At 48.3% G+C, this 21,981-nt stretch carries 27 protein-coding genes; 19 read left to right on the top strand and 8 right to left on the bottom strand.

Annotated features, from left to right (window positions below):
* Window position 1: 1 nt before the first annotated feature.
* Both KIU71_RS07170 and KIU71_RS07165 read right to left on the bottom strand, forming a co-directional pair.
* Window positions 2-1,618 (bottom strand): sensor domain-containing diguanylate cyclase, encoded by a 1,617-nt coding sequence (locus tag KIU71_RS07170; RefSeq protein WP_214130507.1) that lies wholly within the window; start codon window positions 1,616-1,618, stop codon window positions 2-4.
* Window positions 1,608-3,755, bottom strand: coding sequence for a GspE/PulE family protein (locus KIU71_RS07165; RefSeq protein ID WP_390881829.1), 2,148 nt, complete (start codon window positions 3,753-3,755; stop codon window positions 1,608-1,610). The genes KIU71_RS07170 and KIU71_RS07165 overlap by 11 nt, the downstream gene beginning before the upstream one ends.
* 509 nt (window positions 3,756-4,264) lie before the next feature.
* Between KIU71_RS07165 and rpsJ the strand changes: the two genes are divergently transcribed.
* Genes rpsJ through rpsQ form a run of 11 tightly spaced genes read left to right on the top strand, consistent with a single transcriptional unit; the run spans window position 4,265 to window position 9,206 of the window.
* On the top strand, window positions 4,265-4,576 hold the full coding sequence (gene rpsJ / locus KIU71_RS07160) for a 30S ribosomal protein S10 (protein WP_008845776.1): 312 nt from the start codon (window positions 4,265-4,267) through the stop codon (window positions 4,574-4,576).
* An 18-nt stretch (window positions 4,577-4,594) separates the two neighbouring features.
* Window positions 4,595-5,233 (top strand): 50S ribosomal protein L3, encoded by a 639-nt coding sequence (rplC, locus tag KIU71_RS07155; RefSeq protein ID WP_214130505.1) that lies wholly within the window; start codon window positions 4,595-4,597, stop codon window positions 5,231-5,233.
* A gap of 18 nt (window positions 5,234-5,251) precedes the next feature.
* On the top strand, window positions 5,252-5,857 hold the full coding sequence (rplD, locus tag KIU71_RS07150; protein WP_214130504.1) for a 50S ribosomal protein L4: 606 nt from the start codon (window positions 5,252-5,254) through the stop codon (window positions 5,855-5,857).
* On the top strand, window positions 5,854-6,153 hold the full coding sequence (rplW, locus tag KIU71_RS07145) for a 50S ribosomal protein L23 (RefSeq protein ID WP_214130503.1): 300 nt from the start codon (window positions 5,854-5,856) through the stop codon (window positions 6,151-6,153). The genes rplD and rplW overlap by 4 nt, the downstream gene beginning before the upstream one ends.
* 14 nt (window positions 6,154-6,167) lie before the next feature.
* The gene (gene rplB, locus KIU71_RS07140; protein ID WP_214130502.1) at window positions 6,168-6,992 is read left to right on the top strand and encodes a 50S ribosomal protein L2; all 825 of its coding nucleotides are present in this window, start codon (window positions 6,168-6,170) and stop codon (window positions 6,990-6,992) included.
* Between the two features lie 15 nt (window positions 6,993-7,007).
* Window positions 7,008-7,283, top strand: a complete 276-nt coding sequence (gene rpsS / locus KIU71_RS07135; protein WP_075608062.1) for a 30S ribosomal protein S19 — start codon at window positions 7,008-7,010, stop codon at window positions 7,281-7,283.
* Window positions 7,284-7,294: 11 nt separating this feature from the next.
* Window positions 7,295-7,627: a 50S ribosomal protein L22 gene (rplV, locus tag KIU71_RS07130; protein ID WP_214130501.1), complete on the top strand. Its 333-nt coding sequence runs from the start codon at window positions 7,295-7,297 to the stop codon at window positions 7,625-7,627.
* Between the two features lie 9 nt (window positions 7,628-7,636).
* Window positions 7,637-8,341 carry a 30S ribosomal protein S3 gene (rpsC, locus tag KIU71_RS07125; RefSeq protein WP_214130500.1) on the top strand — a complete coding sequence of 235 codons (705 nt, stop codon included), beginning with the start codon at window positions 7,637-7,639 and terminating at the stop codon, window positions 8,339-8,341.
* Window positions 8,342-8,344: 3 nt separating this feature from the next.
* A complete protein-coding gene (gene rplP, locus KIU71_RS07120; protein WP_214130499.1) occupies window positions 8,345-8,758 on the top strand; it encodes a 50S ribosomal protein L16 in 414 nt (137 codons plus the stop codon).
* Window positions 8,758-8,949, top strand: a complete 192-nt coding sequence (gene rpmC / locus KIU71_RS07115) for a 50S ribosomal protein L29 (protein ID WP_214130498.1) — start codon at window positions 8,758-8,760, stop codon at window positions 8,947-8,949. The genes rplP and rpmC overlap by 1 nt, the downstream gene beginning before the upstream one ends.
* Window positions 8,949-9,206, top strand: a complete 258-nt coding sequence (gene rpsQ / locus KIU71_RS07110; protein ID WP_214130497.1) for a 30S ribosomal protein S17 — start codon at window positions 8,949-8,951, stop codon at window positions 9,204-9,206. The genes rpmC and rpsQ overlap by 1 nt, the downstream gene beginning before the upstream one ends.
* Before the next feature lie 169 nt (window positions 9,207-9,375).
* Here the strand turns inward: rpsQ and KIU71_RS07105 are convergent, their stop codons facing one another.
* Window positions 9,376-9,750 carry a hypothetical protein gene (locus KIU71_RS07105; protein WP_214130496.1) on the bottom strand — a complete coding sequence of 125 codons (375 nt, stop codon included), beginning with the start codon at window positions 9,748-9,750 and terminating at the stop codon, window positions 9,376-9,378.
* Between the two features lie 44 nt (window positions 9,751-9,794).
* Window positions 9,795-9,995, bottom strand: a complete 201-nt coding sequence (locus KIU71_RS07100) for a hypothetical protein (RefSeq protein WP_214130495.1) — start codon at window positions 9,993-9,995, stop codon at window positions 9,795-9,797.
* A 184-nt stretch (window positions 9,996-10,179) separates the two neighbouring features.
* Here KIU71_RS07100 and KIU71_RS07095 point away from each other — a divergent pair, with 184 nt between their 5' ends.
* Together KIU71_RS07095 and KIU71_RS07090 are read left to right on the top strand one after the other, a co-directional pair.
* Window positions 10,180-10,680 (top strand): LURP-one-related/scramblase family protein, encoded by a 501-nt coding sequence (locus KIU71_RS07095; protein WP_214130494.1) that lies wholly within the window; start codon window positions 10,180-10,182, stop codon window positions 10,678-10,680.
* Between the two features lie 3 nt (window positions 10,681-10,683).
* A complete protein-coding gene (locus KIU71_RS07090; protein WP_214130493.1) occupies window positions 10,684-11,286 on the top strand; it encodes a DUF2306 domain-containing protein in 603 nt (200 codons plus the stop codon).
* A gap of 12 nt (window positions 11,287-11,298) precedes the next feature.
* Here the strand turns inward: KIU71_RS07090 and KIU71_RS07085 are convergent, their stop codons facing one another.
* Both KIU71_RS07085 and KIU71_RS07080 read right to left on the bottom strand, forming a co-directional pair.
* A complete protein-coding gene (locus tag KIU71_RS07085; RefSeq protein WP_250207325.1) occupies window positions 11,299-12,816 on the bottom strand; it encodes a S10 family peptidase in 1,518 nt (505 codons plus the stop codon).
* 119 nt (window positions 12,817-12,935) lie between these two features.
* The gene (locus KIU71_RS07080) at window positions 12,936-14,777 is read right to left on the bottom strand and encodes a cation:proton antiporter (RefSeq protein WP_315853258.1); all 1,842 of its coding nucleotides are present in this window, start codon (window positions 14,775-14,777) and stop codon (window positions 12,936-12,938) included.
* A gap of 403 nt (window positions 14,778-15,180) precedes the next feature.
* Between KIU71_RS07080 and KIU71_RS07075 the strand changes: the two genes are divergently transcribed.
* Window positions 15,181-15,753 (top strand): hypothetical protein, encoded by a 573-nt coding sequence (locus KIU71_RS07075; RefSeq protein ID WP_214130492.1) that lies wholly within the window; start codon window positions 15,181-15,183, stop codon window positions 15,751-15,753.
* 69 nt (window positions 15,754-15,822) lie between these two features.
* Here KIU71_RS07075 and KIU71_RS07070 read toward each other — a convergent pair whose 3' ends face one another.
* Window positions 15,823-17,190 (bottom strand): serine hydrolase domain-containing protein, encoded by a 1,368-nt coding sequence (locus tag KIU71_RS07070; protein WP_214130491.1) that lies wholly within the window; start codon window positions 17,188-17,190, stop codon window positions 15,823-15,825.
* A 175-nt stretch (window positions 17,191-17,365) separates the two neighbouring features.
* Here KIU71_RS07070 and KIU71_RS07065 point away from each other — a divergent pair, with 175 nt between their 5' ends.
* The 5 genes from KIU71_RS07065 (at window position 17,366) to KIU71_RS07045 (ending at window position 20,832) form a co-directional block, all read left to right on the top strand.
* Complete coding sequence (locus tag KIU71_RS07065) at window positions 17,366-17,698, top strand: hypothetical protein (RefSeq protein ID WP_214130490.1); 333 nt, start codon at window positions 17,366-17,368, stop codon at window positions 17,696-17,698.
* Between the two features lie 11 nt (window positions 17,699-17,709).
* Entirely contained in the window at window positions 17,710-18,300 is a 591-nt protein-coding gene (locus KIU71_RS07060) for an RNA polymerase sigma factor (protein ID WP_214130489.1), read from the top strand.
* Window positions 18,287-18,664 carry a hypothetical protein gene (locus tag KIU71_RS07055; RefSeq protein WP_214130488.1) on the top strand — a complete coding sequence of 126 codons (378 nt, stop codon included), beginning with the start codon at window positions 18,287-18,289 and terminating at the stop codon, window positions 18,662-18,664. The genes KIU71_RS07060 and KIU71_RS07055 overlap by 14 nt, the downstream gene beginning before the upstream one ends.
* A 13-nt stretch (window positions 18,665-18,677) precedes the next feature.
* Complete coding sequence (locus KIU71_RS07050; RefSeq protein ID WP_250207324.1) at window positions 18,678-19,199, top strand: RNA methyltransferase; 522 nt, start codon at window positions 18,678-18,680, stop codon at window positions 19,197-19,199.
* A 268-nt stretch (window positions 19,200-19,467) separates the two neighbouring features.
* Entirely contained in the window at window positions 19,468-20,832 is a 1,365-nt protein-coding gene (locus KIU71_RS07045; RefSeq protein ID WP_214130487.1) for a cyanophycinase, read from the top strand.
* Here KIU71_RS07045 and KIU71_RS07040 read toward each other — a convergent pair.
* Window positions 20,829-21,920, bottom strand: a complete 1,092-nt coding sequence (locus KIU71_RS07040) for an RDD family protein (RefSeq protein ID WP_250207323.1) — start codon at window positions 21,918-21,920, stop codon at window positions 20,829-20,831. The genes KIU71_RS07045 and KIU71_RS07040 overlap by 4 nt on opposite strands.
* Between the last annotated feature and the right edge of the window lie 61 nt (window positions 21,921-21,981).

Genomic DNA, 21,981 nt, shown 5'->3' with positions numbered 1-21,981 from the left:
GTTAAGCGGGCTCATTGGCTATTGCAGCGGTGGTGTCGGCGCTTTTCGCTGCACCCCGCTCGCGTTTAGCTGTGTACATTTGTTGGTCTGCACATTCCAGCATGCGTGATAGGTCCGCTGCGTAGCTGTTTTCAACGGTCACGCCAACACTGGCTGACAGGTGAAATAGCTGGCCGTGCACCGACAGTTCTATAAAGTGCAGTTTCTGGCGAAAACGTTGATGTATCCGATCGGCTTGCCCACGCGTAAGCGCATGCGATAGCACCACAAATTCATCGCCACCGATACGCCCCACCAAATCGTCTTCGCGGGCTTGATGTCGAATGATTTTAGCAACGGTTTGCAACACCTTATCGCCGGTGGAGTGACCATGTTGGTCGTTGATCGTCTTGAAGTCGTTTAGATCGATGTAATTCAGTACTAACATACCACCACGAGATTGGTGAAAATCAACCTTCCGCTGTGCTGCTAACAACCATCCGCGCCGATTCATCACTGCGCACAGTTCGTCCTGTGCGGCCGTGTGATACGCTTTGGATTTTTCCTCTTCAAGATATTTGACCTTCTCACTGGCCGCAACGGCGAATAAAAAGGACTCAATGGCGGTGGAAATAATCAATGCGTAACGGTGCATAAACTCGTTCACATCGACCAACCAGATGCGAAAAATCATGGCAAAAAATACGAAGCTCAGCGCAACGACAATCAACGGTGCAGTATGCACTCGTTGGATAGCAGCATAGCAGCTGACAACAAACACACAGGCTACAATAAAAAGGGTTGTCCACCCCATGTAAGTAGAGGCCAGTGACTCTAGACCGCTTGGCGCAACAACGATGGTGATAGCCGCAATAAGCACGCTTATCGTGGCGGTTTGTAAGGCGAGATACAGTGGCTTTTTAATCAGCAGTTTAAAGTCGAGCAGTCGCGCAATAAACGTGACTGCACATACCACAACCAACCCAGCCATCAAGGATTGTGCGCGCATGTGGTTAGACAACGTGTTGCCGGGCCAAATATAGTTGAATACCCCTTCCTGCAGCGCAAAAAATAGTGCCGCTGACATCAGATAGCAGCCATAAGCATAGAAACCGCGGTGTTTAACACCTCTACCGAGCAGTGACACGTAAACCGAAAGGCCAACACAGAGGCCCAGAAACAAGCCCATCACCATGGCGTGTAGGGTGCTTACATGATGGTACGAATTGACGGTTCTTAGCGTGAGCGTGAAGTCACGCGCTTCGTAAACACTTAGGACAAAAGACAATTCATGTTGCCCTTTATCCAACAGATAAGCCTGATCACGACCCCGCAATGGAATTAAAATATTCCCCTCAACGGTTTTAACAACAGCAGATTGGAATCCATACCACGGCATCGAAAAGATGGCGGGTTTTTCAATAAAGCAGGTGACATCGAAGCGGACATCCCCCGCGACTAGTGCTAGAGATTTTTGGTTGCCAATCAGCAAGGGACCGGCGGCAGGTGTGGAACAGTAGGATACCGGCTGGCTCCCTGGCTGAGCTTGCGCCTGAGCCTGTTTAGGACCAACAACAAAGCCCATGCCGACAAGGGCACAAAGCCACATTACGTGATGAAACTGTCGTTTAGTCGCCACCCAAAATCTGGACTTGCGCGATGTCCGTGTCACCCTTGATCACCTTATAGATAGCATCTTGTACCAGTGTTCTCATGCCATCCTTCATGGCTTGCGCTTTCATTTGTGCCACAGACGCTTCCTTGTAAACCAGTGAACGCAATTCCGGCGTCATACCGAGCAGTTCATGCACCCCAGTTCGCCCCTTGTAACCTGTGTCGCCACAAGCTTCGCAGCCTTTTGCTCGGTGCACCATGAGCGGTTCACTCAAGTGTAGTTCGTCAATATATTCCTCGCCATACTGGCGATAAATAAATTGTCTCTCAGCGTCGGTCGCCGGTTCGGCTTCTTTGCAATTGGTGCAGAGTGTGCGAATTAAGCGTTGCGCCAGGATCCCCACGCACGCATCGGAAAAGTTAACCGGGTCGAGACCCAAATCGAGTAATCGGGTAATGGTTTCAGGTGCTGAGTTGGTGTGCAATGTTGATAACACTAAGTGACCGGTGAGTGAGGCTTCAATACCCGCATGGGCAGTTTCTTTGTCACGCATTTCACCGATGAGAATGATATCAGGGTCTGCCCGTAAGAAAGCGCGTAGTGCATTGGCGAATGTGAAACCAATTTTCGGGCTGACTTGTACCTGCTGGAGACCAGCCTGAGTGATTTCCACAGGGTCTTCCGCAGTCCAGATTTTCTTCTCGGGTGTGTTTAAGTAACCCAGTATGGCGTGCAGCGTGGTGGTTTTACCTGAACCTGTCGGTCCAACCACAAGCAAAATACCATGGGGCTTTTTGATCATCTCTTCGAGGCGAGTTCGATTATTTGGCGCGACATTCATTTTATCAATCGGCATCGCTCCACCTGAGGCAAGAATACGCATGACAACGCCCTCGCCCGCAACGGTGGGAATACTGGCCACCCGAACCTCAACGAGTTGCCCGCCGGTGCGAAACGCTAATTTACCATCCTGCGGAACACGCTTTTCTGCAATATTCAGGTTAGACATGATTTTAATCCGCGCAATAACTGCGCTATGGTGCGAGGCGGGCACCTGATTCATATCTCGGCACACGCCGTCAACACGCATTCTGACGCGCGTCGGGCCACTTTTTTCAGGGTCAATATGAATATCTGATGCATTCAGCCGCTTAGCGTCATGCAAAATGCGGCTGACAAGACGTACGATGGCAGGCGCATCGTCGCTGAGTTCGTCGATCTGATCATCTTTCTCATCTGCACTGGTACCAATCTCGTCCAGAATTTCATTCATTTCACCCGGCGCGCCGCCGCTACCACCACCGCCGAGGTACTGGAGGATTTGATTGGGTATTCCCACCGCGATGTCGTAACTGTCGATGCCCAACGCACGCTCGATTTCCATCAACAGGGCAGCGTTGTTGGGTTCTGCCAGCAGCACAATAATATTTTCATTCGCATCGGCAATCACAGCAACACAGTTGCGCTTTAAATAGCTGGCATTTAATTTACTGTCGCTCTGATAGGGGTGATATTTGTCAGGTAAATAGCTTATGTAAGGAACTTGGTAATGAACTGATAGTGCTTTGCCAATTTGTTCATCAGTGATGCGCTGTTCGCTTTGCAAACGTTGAATTAACTGTTTGTCATCTGACGATGTTTCGGTTAACTCTTTAAGCACCTTGTCAGATATCAGATTAAGATGAACGAGGTAATCAAATGGTGCGCTTGTGCCGCCAAGCTCGTAGCGAAATTTAGCGCCAATGACATCGGCCAGTTTAGTAGCGACTCGCAAATCAGCATCGTCAAACTGCCCGCTTTTTTTATTAATTATTTGCAAGACCCCCATCATGACACCGGCATTCAGTATGGGGATGCAGAGGATACTGTTTGTTTTAAACGTGCTGTTCTTGTCAAAGCGGTCGGCAAATCGTAGACGAGGGTGTATCTGCGCTAGCTCGTGACTGTCATAAGGGTCGTTAATAATCAGTGGTAATTGCGATAATGCGACGTATCCTGCAATCGACAATGGGCTGATAGGCACTTTAATTTCTTTAGTTTCTTTACCGGTTTTAAAGCGAGCGACCAGATCCTGATGTTGAAGACGTCGTTGGAAGATACTCATGCGCTCAGCACCAAGAAGCTCAAGAATCAGTGGTTCAAGCTCCTGATAAGCATCCATCAATGGTGTCTCACGCGCCAAGATGGCATTTATCTGTTGAAAACTGCGCTCAAGTACATCATTTGTATACATAGAAAAACCGTGATAGCTACAATACCGCTACAGTATAAACTTTTTACGTGGATGTCACTTTACATCCGCTGAAAGCGTGACTAATTTCTACTGCTTTGTTTTTTTAGGCACCTTGATTGCAGTATTGGCAATAAGGGTATCTTTTGCTTCAGGTATGAAAAGCAAAGATTGCCCACTCAATCGTCATTTACTATTGCATTCCCCGCTCTCGTCTGTATAATTCGCGCCCACTTGCCTTAGTAGGCATAGATTTTTAACCGTAGCAACACTGCTTTTAGGGTTGCCGCCGAAGTTTCATGATTGAACAGTATGAAGCGGGCGTGTTAGGGGTCGAAACAGGGTTCCGATTGGGAACTATTGGTTTACGCACATCTTTTCTGCAGAACGAACTGCTAGAAAAGGTGAATTTTTTTGTTCTTTCGATTGGAGCTTAATCGATGCCAAATCAAAGAATTCGTATTCGTTTAAAAGCGTTTGATCACAAGTTGATCGATCAATCTACGGCTGAAATCGTAGAAACGGCGAAACGTACTGGTGCTCAGGTAAGCGGTCCTATTCCACTACCTACTCGCAAAGAACGCTATACGGTGTTGGTTTCTCCACACGTCAATAAAGACGCTCGTGACCAGTATGAAATCCGCACTCATAAGCGTTTGGTAGATATCATTGAGCCTACAGATAAAACTGTAGACGCTCTGATGAGATTGGACTTGGCTGCCGGCGTTGATGTTCAAATCAGCCTGGGCTAATAGAAGAGGGTTATAACAATGGCGATTGGTCTTATCGGTCGTAAAGTAGGCATGACTCGCATCTTCACTGAAGATGGCGTTTCAATTCCTGTGACTGTTATTGAAGCAACCCCTAACCGTGTGACTCAACTGCGCACAGACGAAACTGACGGCTACCGTGCATTGCAGGTTACCGCTGGTGAGAAGAAAGCAAATCGTGTTAACAAAGCGGCCGCTGGTCACTTTGCTAAAGCTGGCGTAGAAGCTGGTCGCGGTCTGTGGGAATTCCGTCTTGACGCGAACGAAGGCACAGAAATTGAAGTGGGCAGTGACATCACTGTTGAGCTTTTCAACGACACCAAAAAGGTTGACGTTGTTGGCACTTCAAAAGGTAAAGGTTTTGCTGGTGCAATTAAACGTTGGAACTTTAGTCACCAACGTAATTCACACGGTAACTCGTTGTCGCACCGTGCACCTGGTTCAATTGGTCAAAACCAATCACCAGGTAAAGTATTTAAAGGCAAGAAGATGGCTGGGCAGCTTGGTAACAAGCGCATCACCACTCAGTCTTTAGAACTGGTACGTGTAGACGCAGAAAACAACCTGTTATTGGTTAAAGGCACGGTGCCTGGCGCAACTGGCGGTGACGTCATTGTTAAGCCAGCAGTCAAAGCCTAACGTCTGGGGAGTGTAGTGATGGAATTAACATTGAAAGATGCGCAAAGCGCTCTTGAAGTATCCGAAGCGACCTTTGGACGTGAATTCAACGAAGCCTTGGTTCACCAAGTTGTCGTTGCATACGGTGCAGGCGCTCGTCAGGGTACTAAAGCTCAAAAAACACGTTCTGAAGTTCGTGGTGGTGGTAAGAAGCCATGGCGTCAGAAGGGTACAGGCCGCGCTCGTGCTGGTACTATCCGCAGCCCAATCTGGGTTGGTGGTGGTCGCGCGTTTGCTGCTAAGCCACGTGATTTTGATCAAAAGGTTAACAAGAAGATGTACCGTGGTGCGATCAAAAGCATCCTTTCTGAATTGGTACGTCAAGACCGTTTAATCGTGGTCGAGAAATTTGGTGTTGATTCACCAAAAACGAAAGACTTGTTGGTTAAGTTAAACGAACTTGAGTTGAAAGACGTGTTGATTGTGACACCTGAAGTTGATGAGAACTTGTTCTTGTCAGCACGTAACCTCTACAAAGTAGACGTACGTGACGTTCAGGGTATCGATCCGGTTAGCTTAATTGCGTTTGATAAAGTGCTTATTACTGCTGATGCAGTGAAGCAACTTGAGGAGGCGTTAGCATGAACCAGGAACGTCTATTAAAAGTATTGCTTGCTCCGCACGTGTCTGAGAAATCGACAATGGCTGCGGAAGCGAACAACACGGTTGTTTTTAAAGTTGTTAAAGACGCCAATAAAGCTGAGATCAAAGCAGCCGTTGAAAAGCTCTTTGAAGTAGAAGTCAATTCTGTACGTACGGTTGTGTGTAAAGGCAAAACCAAACGTCATGGTATGAATTTCGGTAAGCGTAGCGATTGGAAAAAAGCATACGTTGTTCTGAAAGAAGGCCAAGAAATCGACTTCGTCGGTGGCGCAGAGTAAGAAGGGGATTAGACATGCCATTATTGAAAGCTAAGCCAACTTCTGCCGGACGTCGTCATGTTGTTCAGGTAACCAACCCTGATCTACATAAAGGTGCACCACACGCGCCTTTGTTAGAAAAGAACAGCAAATCTGGTGGTCGTAACAACAATGGTCGCATTACCGTGCGCCATGTCGGTGGTGGTCATAAGCAACACTACCGTATTATCGATTTTAAACGTAACAAAGACGGTATCCCAGCAAAGGTAGAGCGTTTGGAATATGATCCAAACCGTTCAGCCAACATTGCTTTGGTATTGTATGCAGACGGTGAACGTCGTTACATTCTTGCGCCTAAAGGTGCAAAAGCGGGTGATTCTGTGCAATCAGGTTCTGATGCACCAATCAAAGCCGGTAACGCCATGCCAATGCGTAACATGCCAGTCGGTACTACCGTTCACGCCATTGAAATGAAGCCTGGAAAAGGTGCTCAAATCGCTCGCTCTGCGGGTGCTTACGGCCAGATCCTTGCTCGTGATGGAGCGTACGTAACACTACGTCTTCGTTCTGGCGAAATGCGTAAAGTATTAGCGGATTGTCGCGCCACGATTGGCGAAGTCGGCAACGCTGAGCACATGCTGCGTTCACTGGGTAAAGCCGGTGCCACACGTTGGCGTGGTGTTCGTCCGACCGTTCGTGGTGTTGCCATGAACCCGGTTGATCACCCACACGGTGGTGGTGAAGGTCGTACTTCTGGAGGCCGTCATCCGGTTACTCCATGGGGTGTGCCTACCAAGGGTAAGAAAACCCGCAGTAACAAGCGTACCGATAAGCTTATCGTACGTCGTCGTAACAAGTAAAAGCGAGGATTCACCATGCCACGTTCTCTCAAGAAAGGTCCATTTATTGACCTTCACTTGCTGAAGAAGGTAGAGGCTGCAGTGGAAAAGAACGAGCGTCGTCCAATCAAAACTTGGTCACGCCGTTCTATGATTATTCCAGATATGATTGGTCTAACCATTGCAGTCCATAACGGTCGCCAGCACGTACCTGTCATTATTAGTGACGAAATGGTCGGCCACAAGTTGGGCGAATTTGCGCCAACGCGCACTTACCGCGGCCATGTCGCGGATAAGAAAGCTAAACGTTAAGGGGTAGGAAGATGGAAGCATTAGCTAAACACCGTTTTGCCCGTACGTCAGCTCAAAAAGCACGTTTGGTAGCAGATCAGATTCGCGGTTTGCACGTTGAAAAGGCGCTTGAGTTATTAACTTACAGCCCTAAGAAAAGTGCAGGATTGGTCAAGAAAGTACTAGAGTCAGCTATTGCTAACGCAGAGCATAACGACGGTGCTGATATTGATGAATTGACCGTTGCCAAAATCTATGTTGACGAAGGCCCAACGATGAAGCGGATCAAGACACGTGCGAAAGGCCGTGCTGATCGTATTTTTAAGCGTAGCAGTCACATCACTGTGGTTGTAGCGGATAACTAGGAGTAGAAAATGGGACAGAAGGTACATCCTACAGGTATACGCCTGGGTATCAGCAAGCCATGGACATCTACCTGGTACGCGAATACTGCAGAGTATGCAGACAACTTGTTTAATGATCATCAAGTACGTCAGTATTTGACTAAACAGTTGAAGAACGCTTCACTTTCTAAAATCGTTATCGAGCGTCCAGCGAAGAGCATCCGTGTGACTATTCACACAGCTCGCCCTGGTGTTGTTATCGGTAAGAAAGGTGAAGATGTAGAGAAGCTTCGTAATTACGTATCTAAGTTGGCCGGTGTGCCTGCTCAGATCAACATTGCCGAAGTTCGTAAGCCTGAGCTAGACGCCCAATTGGTAGCAGATAGCATCTCAAGCCAGCTAGAGCGTCGTGTTATGTTCCGCCGTGCAATGAAGCGCGCGGTACAAAATGCAATGCGCATCGGTGCGAAGGGCATTAAAGTTGAAGTCAGCGGTCGTCTTGGCGGCGCTGAAATTGCACGTAGTGAATGGTATCGTGAAGGTCGTGTACCTCTACATACTTTCCGTGCTGATATCGACTATGCGACTTCTGAGGCATTGACGACTTACGGAATCATTGGCGTTAAAGTCTGGATCTTCAAAGGTGAAGTTTTAGGTGGTTTACCTGCAGCAAACGCAGCTGAGCAACCTGCACAACCTAAGAAGAAAGGCCGCAACGCGAAGCGAGAGGGCTAATCAATGTTACAACCAAAGCGTACGAAATTTCGTAAACAGCATAAAGGGCGTAACCGTGGTATGGCTGTCGCTGGCGGTAAAGTCAGTTTCGGTACTTACGGCTTAAAAGCTGTAGCGCGTGGTCGTATGACTGCACGTCAAATCGAAGCCGCTCGTCGAGCGATGACGCGTCACGTAAAACGTCAAGGTAAAATCTGGATCCGCGTATTTCCTGATAAGCCAATTACTGAGAAGCCGCTAGAAGTGCGTCAAGGTAAAGGTAAAGGTAACGTTGAGTACTGGGTATGCCAAATTCAACCGGGTCGCGTATTGTATGAGATGGAAGGTGTTCCTGAGTCTCTTGCACGTGAAGCGTTTGCATTGGCTGCGGCGAAACTGCCATTTAAAACAACCTTTGTAACTCGGACGGTGATGTAATGAATGCGACTGAATTGAAAGCTAAATCTGTTGAAGAACTTAACGAAGAGCTTTTAAGCCTTCTGAAAGAGCAATTCAACCTTCGCATGCAGCACTCAACAGGCCAGCTTGAAAAAACTGACCAGTTGAAAAAAGTGCGTCGTAACATTGCGCGCGTAAAGACCATTATGACTGAAAAGGCTAAAAGCTAATGACTGAACAAAAGATTCGTACAGTACAAGGTCGTGTGGTGAGCAACAAGATGGATAAAACCATCACTGTTATGATTGAACGTTTTGTTAAGCACCCAATTTACGGGAAGTTTATCAAGCGCTCAACCAAGCTATACGCACACGATGAGACGAACCAGTGTAATGAAGGTGACGTAGTCACTATTACACAATGTCGCCCACTTTCTAAGAATAAAACTTGGAAACTAGTCGACGTCGTTACCAAAGCTGCTGAATAATTCGTTATTCAAACGTAGTGAAAAAGGCCGCATTTGCGGCCTTTTTTGTGTCTGTCTGGCTAGGTGAAAATCGTGTTTTTCGGCTAGTTTGCCCTCCCCATAAAGCGGTGTAAGCGTCAGCGTTTCGACTAGCACCGAAAGTACTGAAGACCCACACATCAAAATAGACTCATCTTTCAGGCAGCTTGTTACGTTTTTCACGGCCACTAACAATAATGATCCACTGTACGCCTATTAAAAAGGCAACGAGAATGGCAAGGTAGTTTGAATAAGAGAGTGTCGAAGACATAAAGGATTTTTGCAATTCATAGATACCACTACCCAAGCACCAGCAACCCCATTGCCATAGTCTGGCACTTAGAGAGCGGTTGCGATCAAAGATATACATCACAAACAGTAGTGCTAATGTGTAAATCAGCGACTGGAGACTGTCAATCGCAGTGGCGGCAACGTGGTAGCCCTGTATATTAACACTGACAATATGAGTGACTACTGCCAGCGCGATACAGGTAATGAGAAGAACGTAATAAACATGTCTGACCATAATTAACTATGCGGTGACTAAGTCACCGCATCCTCGTTGTTTTATTATAGCCGATTGGTTGCCAACGCCATGTTGTGACGCTCCATTAACGCAAAACCACCGTTATTTGCAGCGTGACCTAAAGCTTGCATGCCAAGACCAAATCCCCAGCCTCCAATAATACCACCCCAACCACCGCCTGATACGGCGTCTACTTGTGATTGCTTCAGTGTTTGGATACCGCTTATCGTGTTGTTGTCTTTCATTAGAATTCCTTTTACTCTGTTAGTTATTGAAGCAAATGCTTCCTCTAAACAGTCGCTGATTTTGAAAGAAATAAAAACTGTACTGTGGAACTAACTTATCTTGATGCAGAGTTATCTTGGCACGTTGGTTTCTTTAACGATATATCGAAGATTCGCTGAGATCTGACCAAAGGGATTTACTTTTATGAACTATCGAATCAAGCAAAAAATCTTCAGTCTTACTGATAGTTTTGATATTGAGGATGAGAACGGGCGTACGGCTTTTACGGCTAAGGGTAAGCTTTTCAGCATTTCCAGCAGTCAAACCTTGTTCGATCAGGCTGACAACGAAGTGTTGAAAATTAAGCGTAAATACTTATCTTTGATGCCAGCATGCCGTCTTATAAATAACGATGGTAGTGAGTGGTTGATTAAAAAGAAGTTTTGGCCATTCTGGACCAGTCGCTTTAGTATCGATACGCCCAAAGGACAACTCGACATGACCGGTAATTTCTGGCAGCACGAGTACGAGATCCGGCAGCAGGGAAGTCTCATTGCATCGATTTCTAAAAAGCTGATCAGTTGGTCAGACAGTTATGGTGTTGCAATTCACCACCCAGAGTGGACTCCTCAGATATTGGCTACCGTTATTGTCATCGATCGTATTCAGCACAAAGATAAAAACTCGACATTTGGCGACGATTAGTTGATGAAGCAGCCAATGTGGTTCGTCATGTTGTTACTCGCAATAGGCACAGCTAGTTACGCCGTGCTAAATGTGGTGTGGCCCACTTTTCGCCCACCGTTTGTCAGCAATATCTTTGCAGAAACTCCAGTCGCGAGTTATTTACATCTCGGTTTTGGCGCCATCGCTATGTTGCTGGGGCCTTTTCAGTTCTCTGCAGCACTGCGCAAGAAATACCTCACAATGCACCGTCAGTCGGGGAAATTATATGTGGTGTCAGTGTTTGTCAGTAGTATTTCGGGCTTCATATTAGCATGGCAGTCGTACGGCGGATTAGTGACTCATGTTGGCTTTGCGATGATGGCATTGGCTTGGTTTTATGCGACGGCAATGGCTTATTATTTTATCCGAAAAGGTGAAATACAAGCCCATCGGCAATGGATGATCAGAAGTTACGCCATCACACTTGCAGGTGTCACATTGAGGATCTATTTGGGGGTAAGTTTTGCTGCGGGTATCCCATTTAGTGAATTTTATCCTGTTTTAAGTTGGATTGCATGGGTGCCAAACTTATTGGTTGTAGAGTGGTGGATACTAAGCTGCCGACAGGCGGCGACAGCCAAATAGTGTATGCAAAAGCTACCGCGTTAGCTCAATAATAAACGCACGGGTATCGTTCAGCAGGGCTAGTCTAGCTTCTTCATTGACGTACATCATATGACCGCCATCATAGTATTTGTAGGTCACCCGCTGTTTTGGAATGTCGTGCCTACCCAGCGTGTACTCGGCATCGAAAAACGGTGTCACCAAGTCGTAGTAGCCAGACGCAACAAACACTTGCAAAGCAGGGTTCACCCGCATTGCTTTAGACAAATCATGCGCAGTATTCACATATTTGGGCTCATAGCCGCTGCCATCGGGAGTTGTTCGATAGCGCCAATTCGGACTCAGATCAGGATCGGCGGGAGACAAATAATGTCTGGACCAATCAACGCCAAGATTGGATTGCATGTGCATCATCAACGCTGATTTGTAAGCCGCGCTTATCGCATTGCTGCCGGCGTCATCAGCACCTAGGTCGTCGATTTCATCTCGTGTATACCGGCTATCCAGCAACCCGACGGCGAGACCTTGATCACGCAGTAGCTCTTTGGCGAACCGAAAGCCCTGGATGCGAATGTTGGCCCGGTCAATATAGGTTTCGCTAAGGCCCGTAAACTTAACAAGCCCTTGTTTCACGGCATCATACTCTGAATCGCTGATTGCACTTCCTTTGAAAAGTGCAGGGAGCAACTGATCGGTCGAAAATGCTCTTGCAGCTTGGAGAAACTCGGCCTTAGAGGTTTGCGGCGCAACTTTTTGGTGATAAAGCGCCGTCGCGGCCATGGTCGGAAGGTAAGTGATGTGTGAAACGATGTTATCGCGCACGTACGGGGTTGACCCTTGATAGTCCAACGCCTGTGAGATGAACAGCAGACCATTTACGCTGATACTGCGGTCGCTTTCCAAAATGTTTGCCACTGCAGCCGCACGCGTCGTGCCGTAGCTTTCACCCATAATAAAACGAGGCGAGTTCCAACGTTTGTTGTCGGTCAGCCACGTTTGGATAAAATCGGCCATCGACTCTGCATCTTCATAAAGACCCCAGAAATCTTTGCCCGTATAGTCGCCCAAGGCGCGAGAGAAGCCCGTTCCAACGGGATCTATAAATACTAAGTCAGTGACATCCAGAATCGTTTCAGGCACATCTTTAATGTCATACGGGGGCAAGCCTGCATGACTCGCATCTGATGGCACAACGATACGTTTGGGGCCGAACCCTCCCATATGCAGCCATGTTGACGCTGAACCCGGGCCACCATTCCAAACAAAGGTCACCGGTCGGTGCGAGGGATCTTTGTCGTCGTCTTTCAGGTAACTGAACGTGAAAATACTCGCCTTGTGCTGGCCTTTAAGATCCGTCAAATAGGTTTCCCCGGCAACTGCTTTATAGTTAATGCTTTCACCATTAAACCGGGCTTTGTGCTGACTGACAAAAACGCTTGGAGGGGGTATGTCTTTACTCGCTGACTCGGTGTCAGAGGTGCCTTCAGCCCATGCGAGCTGCGCCGTATTCACCGCCATGAGGTAACACAAAGTCATTAAAAGCGTGCGCATTCGACATCCAAATCAAAAAAGAGTATTTGCCTGAGTATAAGGCAAATGACGGGTGACGTAAAAAAGACCGCATCAGCGGCCTTTTGATTAGAATTTCAAGGTGGTCTACGCGTTCAGCGTTAAGTTGCCGGACTCGGTTCGACGCTCTTGTCTCTATCAATAATTTTCTCAGGCGCTTCACTGCCATTGAGCACCAAACTAATAATCTTCCAGCCTGCTTTCGGGTCAACCTTCTTGGTGGTTGTGAATAGTCCGACATGACCGTGCCTGATGTAGGCCAGCGGAATAGCATTGTTGCCATGCTGCTTTTCGAAATCTGAAAATTTGAATTCATCGGTGAGTTTAGTGGTGCGAAGCGTTGCGCCATTTTTCATTGCACTAGCGAGGTATCCGTAGGTAATACCAACGTCAAACAGACTCATTTTGCGCGCGTATTTGTCAGAAACCTGATGACTCTCGCGCGTACCGGTCTCATTATTGGTGAGACCCAATACGGTACCTTCTTTACCCAGTGCGTGTTCGAAATGCGTCGTCACTAAGGGATTTAACTGACGATAGGGCGACATCACCAATACCGTACCGACCATGGTCAAGTCCAGATAGCGCTCTGCGTGTTCGGACATCGGGTTACCATAATAGGTTTTTAAGTTTTGCATCCGCGCTTGTTTAATGGCATCCCAGTTTGTATCCGCGACAATGACATCAACACCGTTTTCTTTGAGTTCATCAGCAAATTCGCGCGCAAAAACACTGCTACCAAACAGTAAGAAACCATTCGGTTCTGGCGAGCGCAACCCTAAAAACGTCGTTAGGTGCGTCGCGGTTAGACTTTGTATTACCACGGTGGCGATAATAATGAGAAACACCATGGGTACAAGCAGAGCAGCCTCAGGATAACCCTGCTCCTCTAGCTTCAACGCAAACAAAGCGGATACGGCGGCTGCAACGATACCGCGCGGCGCTATCCAACTGAGTATGCCAAGCTCTTTCATTGAAAGCCCTGTGCCGATAGAAGACACCAATACCGACAACGGACGAGCCACAAACATCACCACCGCAATCACTATCACAGCACCCCAGCCAACATTGAGAATGGCTTCAAACTGGATCCGCGTTGCAAGTAATATAAACAGTGCTGAGATCAACAGCACACTCAGTGTTTCTTTAAACTCCAGAATGTCCTCAACGTCCACGTTGCGCATATTAGCCAGAATGAAGCCGGCAATAGTCACGGTAAGTAGCCCGGACTCATGCGCAAAAAGGTTCGACATCGCAAAGCTGCCTAACATCAACGTCAGTACGGCTGTATTTTGTAGATAATGGGGTATCCAGCTATGGCGTAAAGCAATACCCAGTAAATAACCGGTTGCAGCGCCAAGCCCGCCGCCCACGAGTAGGGTTAAACCAAATGAATACAGGGTATGCAGCGCCGCATCTTGTTGAGCGAGAATAAACTCAAATACCAATACTGCGAACAGAGCGCCGACGGGGTCGATGACAATACCTTCCCAGCGTAATATGTTGGAGATGCGGGTAGATGGCCTAACGGTTCTGATCATCGGCATGATAACGGTAGGGCCTGTCACAGTGACGATTGCGCCTAGAAGGGCAGCCATTTCCCACGAAAAACCGAGCACATAATGTGCTGCTGGCGTCACCACTAACCACGTAACCAGCACACCCACGCTGCACAGGTTGCGAACCATCGAACCGTGGTCGCTTAAATCGCTGAGCTTGAGTGTAAGCGCACCTTCAAACAAGATGATTGCAACGGAAAGGGAGACAATCGGAAAGAGTAAGTCACCGAATAGCGCGTCTGCATTGATAGTGCCCGTCACAGGGCCGACAATAATACCGGCCAACAAAAGAAATAGAATTGCGGGCAGCTTCACGCGATGCGCTAAAAACTGACAGGCGATGGATAACAATCCAACAATAACCAAGCTAATCGATGGGTCCACTCAACAGCCCTTACGTTTGAGGGAAGACAAAGGCAGTACATTAGTCTACTTAGTCGGGTAAATTCAATGCCTAATCGTGATATTAGCTATGTTGAGCAGAGACAATCACATTATGATTGCTTGTGTAATCAGCTATTTGACTGCTTCTTTCAGCTGCGGAGCGCATGGGTTCGACGTGCGATTCACACCAATCGCCTGACTATTGTGGACATGAAATAGTTTTTTCGCACCGATTCCGCGTAGACCGAAATGGCCCCCCTCGCGTCAACTGTTTGAGAGGATCTCGACCATCGCATAGGTATTAAAAAATATACATAGGTATGTGGTTGGGCGCAGGCATAGCAGACGCGATTGGTTAGTATTTGTGCATTCCTTCTATCTGCCATTTTTGCGAGAGTGCTCAATGATGTTACGTTACAGTAGTTTTATTTTTGCCATCGCGATGACATGCCCCTCGGTTGCCGCTTCGCAGCTTGAGGAAAAAATCACTGAATGGCTTGGTGGACAGACGCAGCAACCATTCAAAATTTCGTTCAACAAGCAGAAAATCCAATTTCAGGGGTGCAAGCAGAAAGCCTACGATTTGCTGATCTCCAAGCCAATAACCGATCGTTTTTCGATTGATATGTCATTGGGGTACGCGAAAGGGCGAAACAGCTTTGGCGTCTACTCACAAACCGTGTTGATTAAAGAATATCAAATTATGCCTCGCTGGCATTTTGAAGGTTTCGCAGTGGGTATGGGGATCACCGTGCAATCCGCTCATGAGCTGCGTTCATCACATGGGCCTGACATACGTCTGCCGCTGCAAAAAGCGTACGCTATTGAGGCTGACCTGCCAGCGTTTGCTGAGAATCACTCAACACGTGTTTCGTTGGCGCATGAAACATGGCAGGCTGAGGATGTTGCCTTTACCGACGGTAGTTATAGCGCCAAAAATACTGCGCTGACGGTCAGCTACTCAATCGCATTTTGATGCACCCAACATTCTAGGCGTTCAATATCACAATTCAGGGTTAAACGTCAGTGTAGGGCTACGTTGTCCCTAAATATTTTCTAACACGCGCAACCACTTTCTAGCCTGCTCAACATCCATGCTTGTGGCTATGTTTACTGCATCTTGTTTTGTCACAAATAATTGATGGATAAGTTTTTTTGCCTGCTCTGCACTGACAGTGTTGTTCAGGCGTCCGAGAACAAAGGGTTTTATTGCCTGTGCTGCGGCAAATTTTTCATCAGTCGTCAGTGGCGACGTTTGCACCAATACGGTATTCACTGCGTGTAACAGCGTAGAAAGATAGGCCGGCGATTGAGCAATACCCTGGCTCATCGGGATCAGCGCCTGTGACGGCAAGTGCTGCAAATAATCCCAGACCAACTGATCCGTGCTCTGCATAAGTTCATCGCCGTAGGACAGCGCCGCGACGATCAGGTCTCGGAATATCAAATCGCCGTTCGAACTATTCGTTAAGATCACTAAACCTTCCTGCGTTTCTGGATGCACGACTGCATAGGTTCTTACACCGGGTTCGCGACCATCGTGCATCAGCAGTTCAGTGTTCGTTAGCGGGATAAGCTTCCACCCCAGCCCAAATCGTTCAGCGGGATCGTCGTGTAGGGCTTGCGGTTGTTGCATTTGCTGAAAGATAGGGTCGGGTAGGCCAGCACCTTGCGCGACCCAAGATAGGAAACGGGCATAATCATCCACTGTTGTCATCAGGTGTGCAGCGGCATTAGGCTGCTTCTCGGTCAGCGCAGAGTCTATCGTGTTGCCGGACTCATCAAAACCTAACGCTACGTTGTTGCCCATACTCTCCGCCCAGCTCATTGCACTATGTGTCATACCGGCAGGCGCAAACACGTGCTTGTGTACCAGCGATGGTAACGGTGCCTGTGTGTTATTTTCAATCGCATGGCGCAGGTACTCATACCCTTCGCCCGAGTACTCGTGCCGAGCGCCGGGTGCGAATAAGAAGGCGAGTTGCCGCTCACCTCGCCAGTTGGGCAACCCACTTTGGTGACTGAGTATAATCCGCGCCGTTAACGCCTGATGGCGAGGATCATTTACAACGTCAGGGTCGATCCAATAGTCACTCAGTGCGCCGTCGAGCGTTAGCGTATCGTTTGCGACAAGATGTAGAGACATCATCGCAAATACTGGCTTGGTCAGGCTGGCAGCGTTGAAAACGGTGTCGACCTGCATCGGATCGTCCGGTGATCGCGCACCGAATGCCGCATGCCATGTGATGGTTCCCTCATTCACCTTGGCAATAGCGAGGCCTTTAACCTTAGCGTGTTGCATCAGCTCTGGGATCTGTTTTGATAATTCATCCGGCGGCGACAGCTCAGCTCGTGCCACTGATATTCCAAGCGCGAGAACGGCAATGGTTGTCACAATCAACATTCGATTCATAAAACTCTCCTCATCATAATGGGTGATGGCTCCTTAAAAATGGAGCACATTCAAAAGGGATAGATACATCGACTGTGAAGTTGGTTGCAGTAAAACTTTTCTTGCAATTTATGCCTAGTCGCGTCACAAATTGGGTGAACCATTTTAAACAAACTGCGATTCACCGGAGCAAAGTATGGGTGACATTCTTTCGTTATTGATCCCGATTGTCGGGTTTGTGTGTTTGGTTGTGATTGTGCGAGCAATCATTGAAGGGCGAGTGAAACGCCGCTTTGCCGAAACACACGCCAGCGAGGCACTGGTGCGCGCCATCACACAGGCAGATGCTGCGAAACGAAAGCATTTTTCGCTGAAGTGGGGACTGCTGATGGTGTTGAGTGGCGTCGCCTTCGGTTTCATTGAATACTTTAACCTCAGCAGTCAAGATCCCGGAGCCTATGGTCTGCTGATGGGGGCGGTAGGCCTTGGTTTATTGCTTTCCTCGTTTTTGAAACAAGGTGATGGCTGAGACGTTATCCAATGGATAAGCGGGAACGGCAAACCATACCCGATCGACAGATAGTGCGTGATGCTCTGGCGGGAGGAGCCGATGGGTTTGCCCGGTTAGTTGAACAGCACCAACACTTAGTCTGGCATCTGGTCTACCGCATGGTGCAACATCCTGAAGACTGCAGAGAGCTGTGTCAGGACGTGTTTTTACGAGTTCATCGAAATTTACACCAATTTCGCTTTCAGAGCACGCTGGCTACCTGGATCGGCCGAATCGCTTATCATGTCAGTGTCAGGCATTTACAGCGTAAGAGGCTGCCGCTTGCCGATGCGCAGGAAAGCGCAGCGCCTATCGTCGAAGACGTGGCCGATGACTTTGACCTCGCTGCCGTGTGTGCCAATGATGATCTTTTGGCGAAACTCCACCTAGCACTTGAGCGACTGGCTCCGATTCCCCGTACGATGTTAACGCTATACTATCTGCATGAATTGAGTGTCAGTGAGATCGCCAGTATTATGGAAAAACCGGAGGGCACGGTGAAGAATGCGCTGTTCCGGGCGCGCGCGCAATTACGTGAACAATTTGCTCAACATCTGGAGATCGTTCATGACAAAACATAAACAATCGGACGATCCATTCGACGCATTCTTAAGCCACGTTGTGCGCACGGCCCCGTTACCGGAGCCACCCCAAGACATGGCGCACAGCATTGCGCAACTTACGCGCGATTTTGACGAAGACTCTCGGGTAGAAACCCTGATGGCCAAAACCGCGATCGTTGCCGTCATTTTGGCTGTTATTGGGTTTTCAATTTATGCGCTAACCTCGGTTGAAGCAAAAACTATTGCTCTGTTTGAGGGAACTCCCTGGGCCTTCATTGCAACCTCTGGTGCACTTTTCTGTTGCGTGAAGCTGTGGGAAATAGGCCATGCGTTGGTCGAGCGCCGTGGGAAAACGAATAGCAACGGAGTCGCCATCTTATGAGGTTATTCGTTCAATGAACGCATCATCGTCGATGATTGATCAAGCGGTCAGCATTGGTCTGGTTAATCCGAAATCTGCAACCAATGTAGCATCAATACTGCGAGCCTGTGGTTGTTACGGCGCCAGTGCCGTTTTCTATACCGGGCAGCGCTTTCGCTACGCCCGGCAATTTAACGCAGACACCAAAAAGATGCGTTTGCAGATACCGACCGTCGGAGTAGATGATTTACTGGCTATGCAACCGCGTGGCTCGGAAAGTGTTGTGATCGAATTAGTTGAAGGCGCGATGCCACTGCCTGCATTTGAACACCCGCGCAATGCTTATTACATTTTTGGCCCTGAAGATGGATCGGTACCGCAAGACGTATTAGCGCGAGCCCAGCACATTGTTTACATACCCACGTTCACCAGCATGAACCTTGCCGCAACGGCTAACGTGGTGCTTTACGACCGGCTTGCGAAGAGCACTTATGATGAGTCAATCGAGGCGTTAAAACGTAGCCGCGACGTCAACAATAATACCGCTAGGCGTTGATGCATTTGCGTCAACATCAAGAATTTGCAGTGGCGCGTAAAATAGTCTAAGGTTTATTTAACATTGTATTAACAAGTTAAATTTGTGATATGACCTTTCTGCATTTTGAAATCCAAATGTCGCGACTGCTAAAGCGTGATAGCGATTTTCATTTGTCAGAATGGTTTGACGAATAGCCTCCACCTCTGCGTCATTATTCAATCTTTTCACACGACATTATCAACGTACAGACGGTATCACGACGACCCTGTGATACGTGGAGCTTTTTATGAAAACACGATTTGCATTGAGCATGGGCTTGCTGGCCTTTATATCCTTTGAATCAACGGCATGTATTTCTGCCGAATCTGAAAACAACAATACTGAATCACGCGCCGACAGCCCACTTTGTGCTGCGCAACCGGTCAGTGCGCGGATCGGGTCGCGCAGCGACACGGACTGGTTTGCGATTGATGGCGCGGTGAGTGGTGATGTAAGCATTGCCTTAAGTCATGACACCAATGATGACTTTGATTGGTCATTGTATGGCAGCAGCGGGCCTGCCATCGTTAGCTCGACGACAGCGAATAACCCTGAAACCGCGTCGGCAACTCTTGGCAGTGATGATTATTACCTGAAAGTCACCCGCTATCGAGGAACCGGGCCCTACACCCTGACGTTAACGTCTAGTTCATCGCCGAGCGCTTGCAATACCTACGGTGCTCGTCCTGCTTTACCTTCTGGGCTAGTCAGCTCGTTAGTGGGAAACAGTTCAGACGTATGCCCCACGTTACCCAATAGTGCCGGCGTCTTACTGATGGGCGGCGGCAGTGATGTGGATGATGCGTTTGTGAATCGCGTTGCCCCGCACATTGACGGTGGCGATATCGTCGTGCTGCGAACCAGTGGCACGGATGGCTACAACGATTATTTAAAGAACCTCACCAACGCTGACTCCGTCGAAACTCTGATTGTTGATACGCGCACAAAGGCTAATTCAGCTTATGTATCCTGGGCGGTAGAAACAGCTGAGTTTGTCTGGATAGCCGGTGGAGACCAGTCAGATTATATCAACCAATGGAAAAATACGGCTGTGTCGGATGCGATTGACGCCGTGTATGCCCGAAATGGGATTATCGGCGGCACATCAGCTGGTAATGCGGTGCAATCATCAACAGTGTACGACCCCGACGGTGTGGCGGGTGCGGTGAGTGATGAAGTTGTTACAGACTTTTGCGACAGTAGCATTCAGTTTTCCACCGATTTCCTGAGCACGCCTGTGATGCAAAACACCTTAACCGACACGCATTTTTACGAGCGCGATCGGATGGGCAGGCTGGTAGTATTGATGACACATCTTAGCCAGCAAACGACCGCGATTGGTGTGTCTGAAGCAACTTCGCTCTACGTGCGCGAAGATGGCAGCAGCGTGGTCGACGGCGATAATGAAGTGTACGTCCTGCGTCGTGACAGCCAAACCAACGTAGTGCAGGCCAGTTGTGGTCAGGCGGTAAGAGTAGACGATGTTTTACGCTATCGTTTACTCAGCGGCGACAGTTTTGACTTTTCTACATTAAGCGGTTCCGTTTCGCCAATCCGTATCAGTCTCGACGGGCGGAACACAAACTATTGGGTGACCGGAAACCCGTACTAGAGTAGCGGTTTATTTTCCTCTCTTTGCTGGCTACTGCGCTCAGATTGCAGGCGCAGTACCAGCGTTTCAGAAATTTTATCTTGTATAGCTTGGCGGTTTGCATCCCAGTAGATTTGCAAAAAACCCAGTAATCCCGTCGCCAGACCTGCGCCATAACCGCCGTAGCGTCCAAAACTCTCCCAGAGAGAGGGCGTTTTTCCGTCTAACCGTACGACACAAATACCCACTAATCGTTTACCCACTGTTGCGCCATTAAACCACGCTGTAAGCGTTGAAAAGTACAGCGCTGCCCAGCCAAACCCTAATCCGAGGTCGGTAGCAAATCCCTTCAACCACGCAATTAAGGAATACTGGCCGGCTTGCGCTGGTTTATCCTCAGGCTGCGTAGAAATGCTAAGTTCGTCCTCGGAATCAAGCGTGACAGCATCTTTACCCTGTTTAGCGCGCGTTTGATGAAACACGGTATTGGCAATAAACAGAAAACTTTGTCGTTGCTCTCCAGTGAGCTCGGCGTCGTCGTTAATCAACTCTTGTGCTGCAAGACTAAATTGCGCCTCACGGATAGTGGTTTGGGCAAATGCTTCACTGAACGTTTCCAGTGTGCTTTGTTTGCATAATAGCGAGTCGCAGGCTTGCCACTCAACGAACGCGGCGGTTGCCAGTATCGCTTGCTCACCATGAGTCTGGGTATATTGCTCATCATCTCGCAAGGCTTCAGCGAGCACGACGACGATCAGAAAAACCAGCCCGGCAGAAGCGATATTTAACGCAATTCGCGTGCGCGGATAGCGATGCTGTCGCGCCAGTTTGAACGTTGTGCGCAAGAACACGCCCGTAACCAACATAGCCAATATCACCGCATCGAGCCCACTGATAATAGCGATAATGAGCAAATCAATTAGAATAGCGACTAAGCGACGTTGAGGAGAAGCAAGTGGTTTATTAAGCAGATGCTTAGCAATACCAAATGCATAAGGCGTGACAATCGATTTGTCGTCTTTACCACTATGGGAATTCGGTGATGGTAGGTTGGTGGCTTCAGGCATTGAAATGCTAGCGTCGTCTGGATGTTTCTCTACAGTACTCAATCTCACTCAATTTACCAACGGATTTAATCGGAGCCATACGCAAAATAAAAAAGAGCGCCGA

Source organism: Alteromonas oceanisediminis (assembly GCF_018474025.1).
In the GTDB taxonomy this organism is placed as follows: Bacteria; Pseudomonadota; Gammaproteobacteria; order Enterobacterales; family Alteromonadaceae; genus Alteromonas_E; species Alteromonas_E oceanisediminis.
Note: the sequence above shows the minus strand (reverse complement) of the source record. Positions and strands in the feature narration are given on the sequence as shown.

Excerpts from the sequence above, each read along its gene's own strand:
- KIU71_RS07165 (WP_390881829.1), bottom strand. The coding sequence starts at position 3,755 with ATGGATGCTTATCAGGAGCTTGAACCACTGATTCTTGAGCTTCTTGGT.
- rpsJ (WP_008845776.1), top strand. The coding sequence starts at position 4,265 with ATGCCAAATCAAAGAATTCGTATTCGTTTAAAAGCGTTTGATCACAAG.
- rplC (WP_214130505.1), top strand. The coding sequence starts at position 4,595 with ATGGCGATTGGTCTTATCGGTCGTAAAGTAGGCATGACTCGCATCTTC.
- rplD (WP_214130504.1), top strand. The coding sequence starts at position 5,252 with ATGGAATTAACATTGAAAGATGCGCAAAGCGCTCTTGAAGTATCCGAA.
- rplW (WP_214130503.1), top strand. The coding sequence starts at position 5,854 with ATGAACCAGGAACGTCTATTAAAAGTATTGCTTGCTCCGCACGTGTCT.
- rplB (WP_214130502.1), top strand. The coding sequence starts at position 6,168 with ATGCCATTATTGAAAGCTAAGCCAACTTCTGCCGGACGTCGTCATGTT.
- rpsS (WP_075608062.1), top strand. The coding sequence starts at position 7,008 with ATGCCACGTTCTCTCAAGAAAGGTCCATTTATTGACCTTCACTTGCTG.
- rplV (WP_214130501.1), top strand. The coding sequence starts at position 7,295 with ATGGAAGCATTAGCTAAACACCGTTTTGCCCGTACGTCAGCTCAAAAA.
- rpsC (WP_214130500.1), top strand. The coding sequence starts at position 7,637 with ATGGGACAGAAGGTACATCCTACAGGTATACGCCTGGGTATCAGCAAG.
- rplP (WP_214130499.1), top strand. The coding sequence starts at position 8,345 with ATGTTACAACCAAAGCGTACGAAATTTCGTAAACAGCATAAAGGGCGT.
- rpmC (WP_214130498.1), top strand. The coding sequence starts at position 8,758 with ATGAATGCGACTGAATTGAAAGCTAAATCTGTTGAAGAACTTAACGAA.
- rpsQ (WP_214130497.1), top strand. The coding sequence starts at position 8,949 with ATGACTGAACAAAAGATTCGTACAGTACAAGGTCGTGTGGTGAGCAAC.
- KIU71_RS07105 (WP_214130496.1), bottom strand. The coding sequence starts at position 9,750 with ATGGTCAGACATGTTTATTACGTTCTTCTCATTACCTGTATCGCGCTG.
- KIU71_RS07100 (WP_214130495.1), bottom strand. The coding sequence starts at position 9,995 with ATGAAAGACAACAACACGATAAGCGGTATCCAAACACTGAAGCAATCA.
- KIU71_RS07095 (WP_214130494.1), top strand. The coding sequence starts at position 10,180 with ATGAACTATCGAATCAAGCAAAAAATCTTCAGTCTTACTGATAGTTTT.
- KIU71_RS07090 (WP_214130493.1), top strand. The coding sequence starts at position 10,684 with ATGAAGCAGCCAATGTGGTTCGTCATGTTGTTACTCGCAATAGGCACA.
- KIU71_RS07085 (WP_250207325.1), bottom strand. The coding sequence starts at position 12,816 with ATGCGCACGCTTTTAATGACTTTGTGTTACCTCATGGCGGTGAATACG.
- KIU71_RS07075 (WP_214130492.1), top strand. The coding sequence starts at position 15,181 with ATGATGTTACGTTACAGTAGTTTTATTTTTGCCATCGCGATGACATGC.
- KIU71_RS07070 (WP_214130491.1), bottom strand. The coding sequence starts at position 17,190 with ATGAATCGAATGTTGATTGTGACAACCATTGCCGTTCTCGCGCTTGGA.
- KIU71_RS07065 (WP_214130490.1), top strand. The coding sequence starts at position 17,366 with ATGGGTGACATTCTTTCGTTATTGATCCCGATTGTCGGGTTTGTGTGT.
- KIU71_RS07060 (WP_214130489.1), top strand. The coding sequence starts at position 17,710 with ATGGATAAGCGGGAACGGCAAACCATACCCGATCGACAGATAGTGCGT.
- KIU71_RS07055 (WP_214130488.1), top strand. The coding sequence starts at position 18,287 with ATGACAAAACATAAACAATCGGACGATCCATTCGACGCATTCTTAAGC.
- KIU71_RS07050 (WP_250207324.1), top strand. The coding sequence starts at position 18,678 with ATGAACGCATCATCGTCGATGATTGATCAAGCGGTCAGCATTGGTCTG.
- KIU71_RS07045 (WP_214130487.1), top strand. The coding sequence starts at position 19,468 with ATGAAAACACGATTTGCATTGAGCATGGGCTTGCTGGCCTTTATATCC.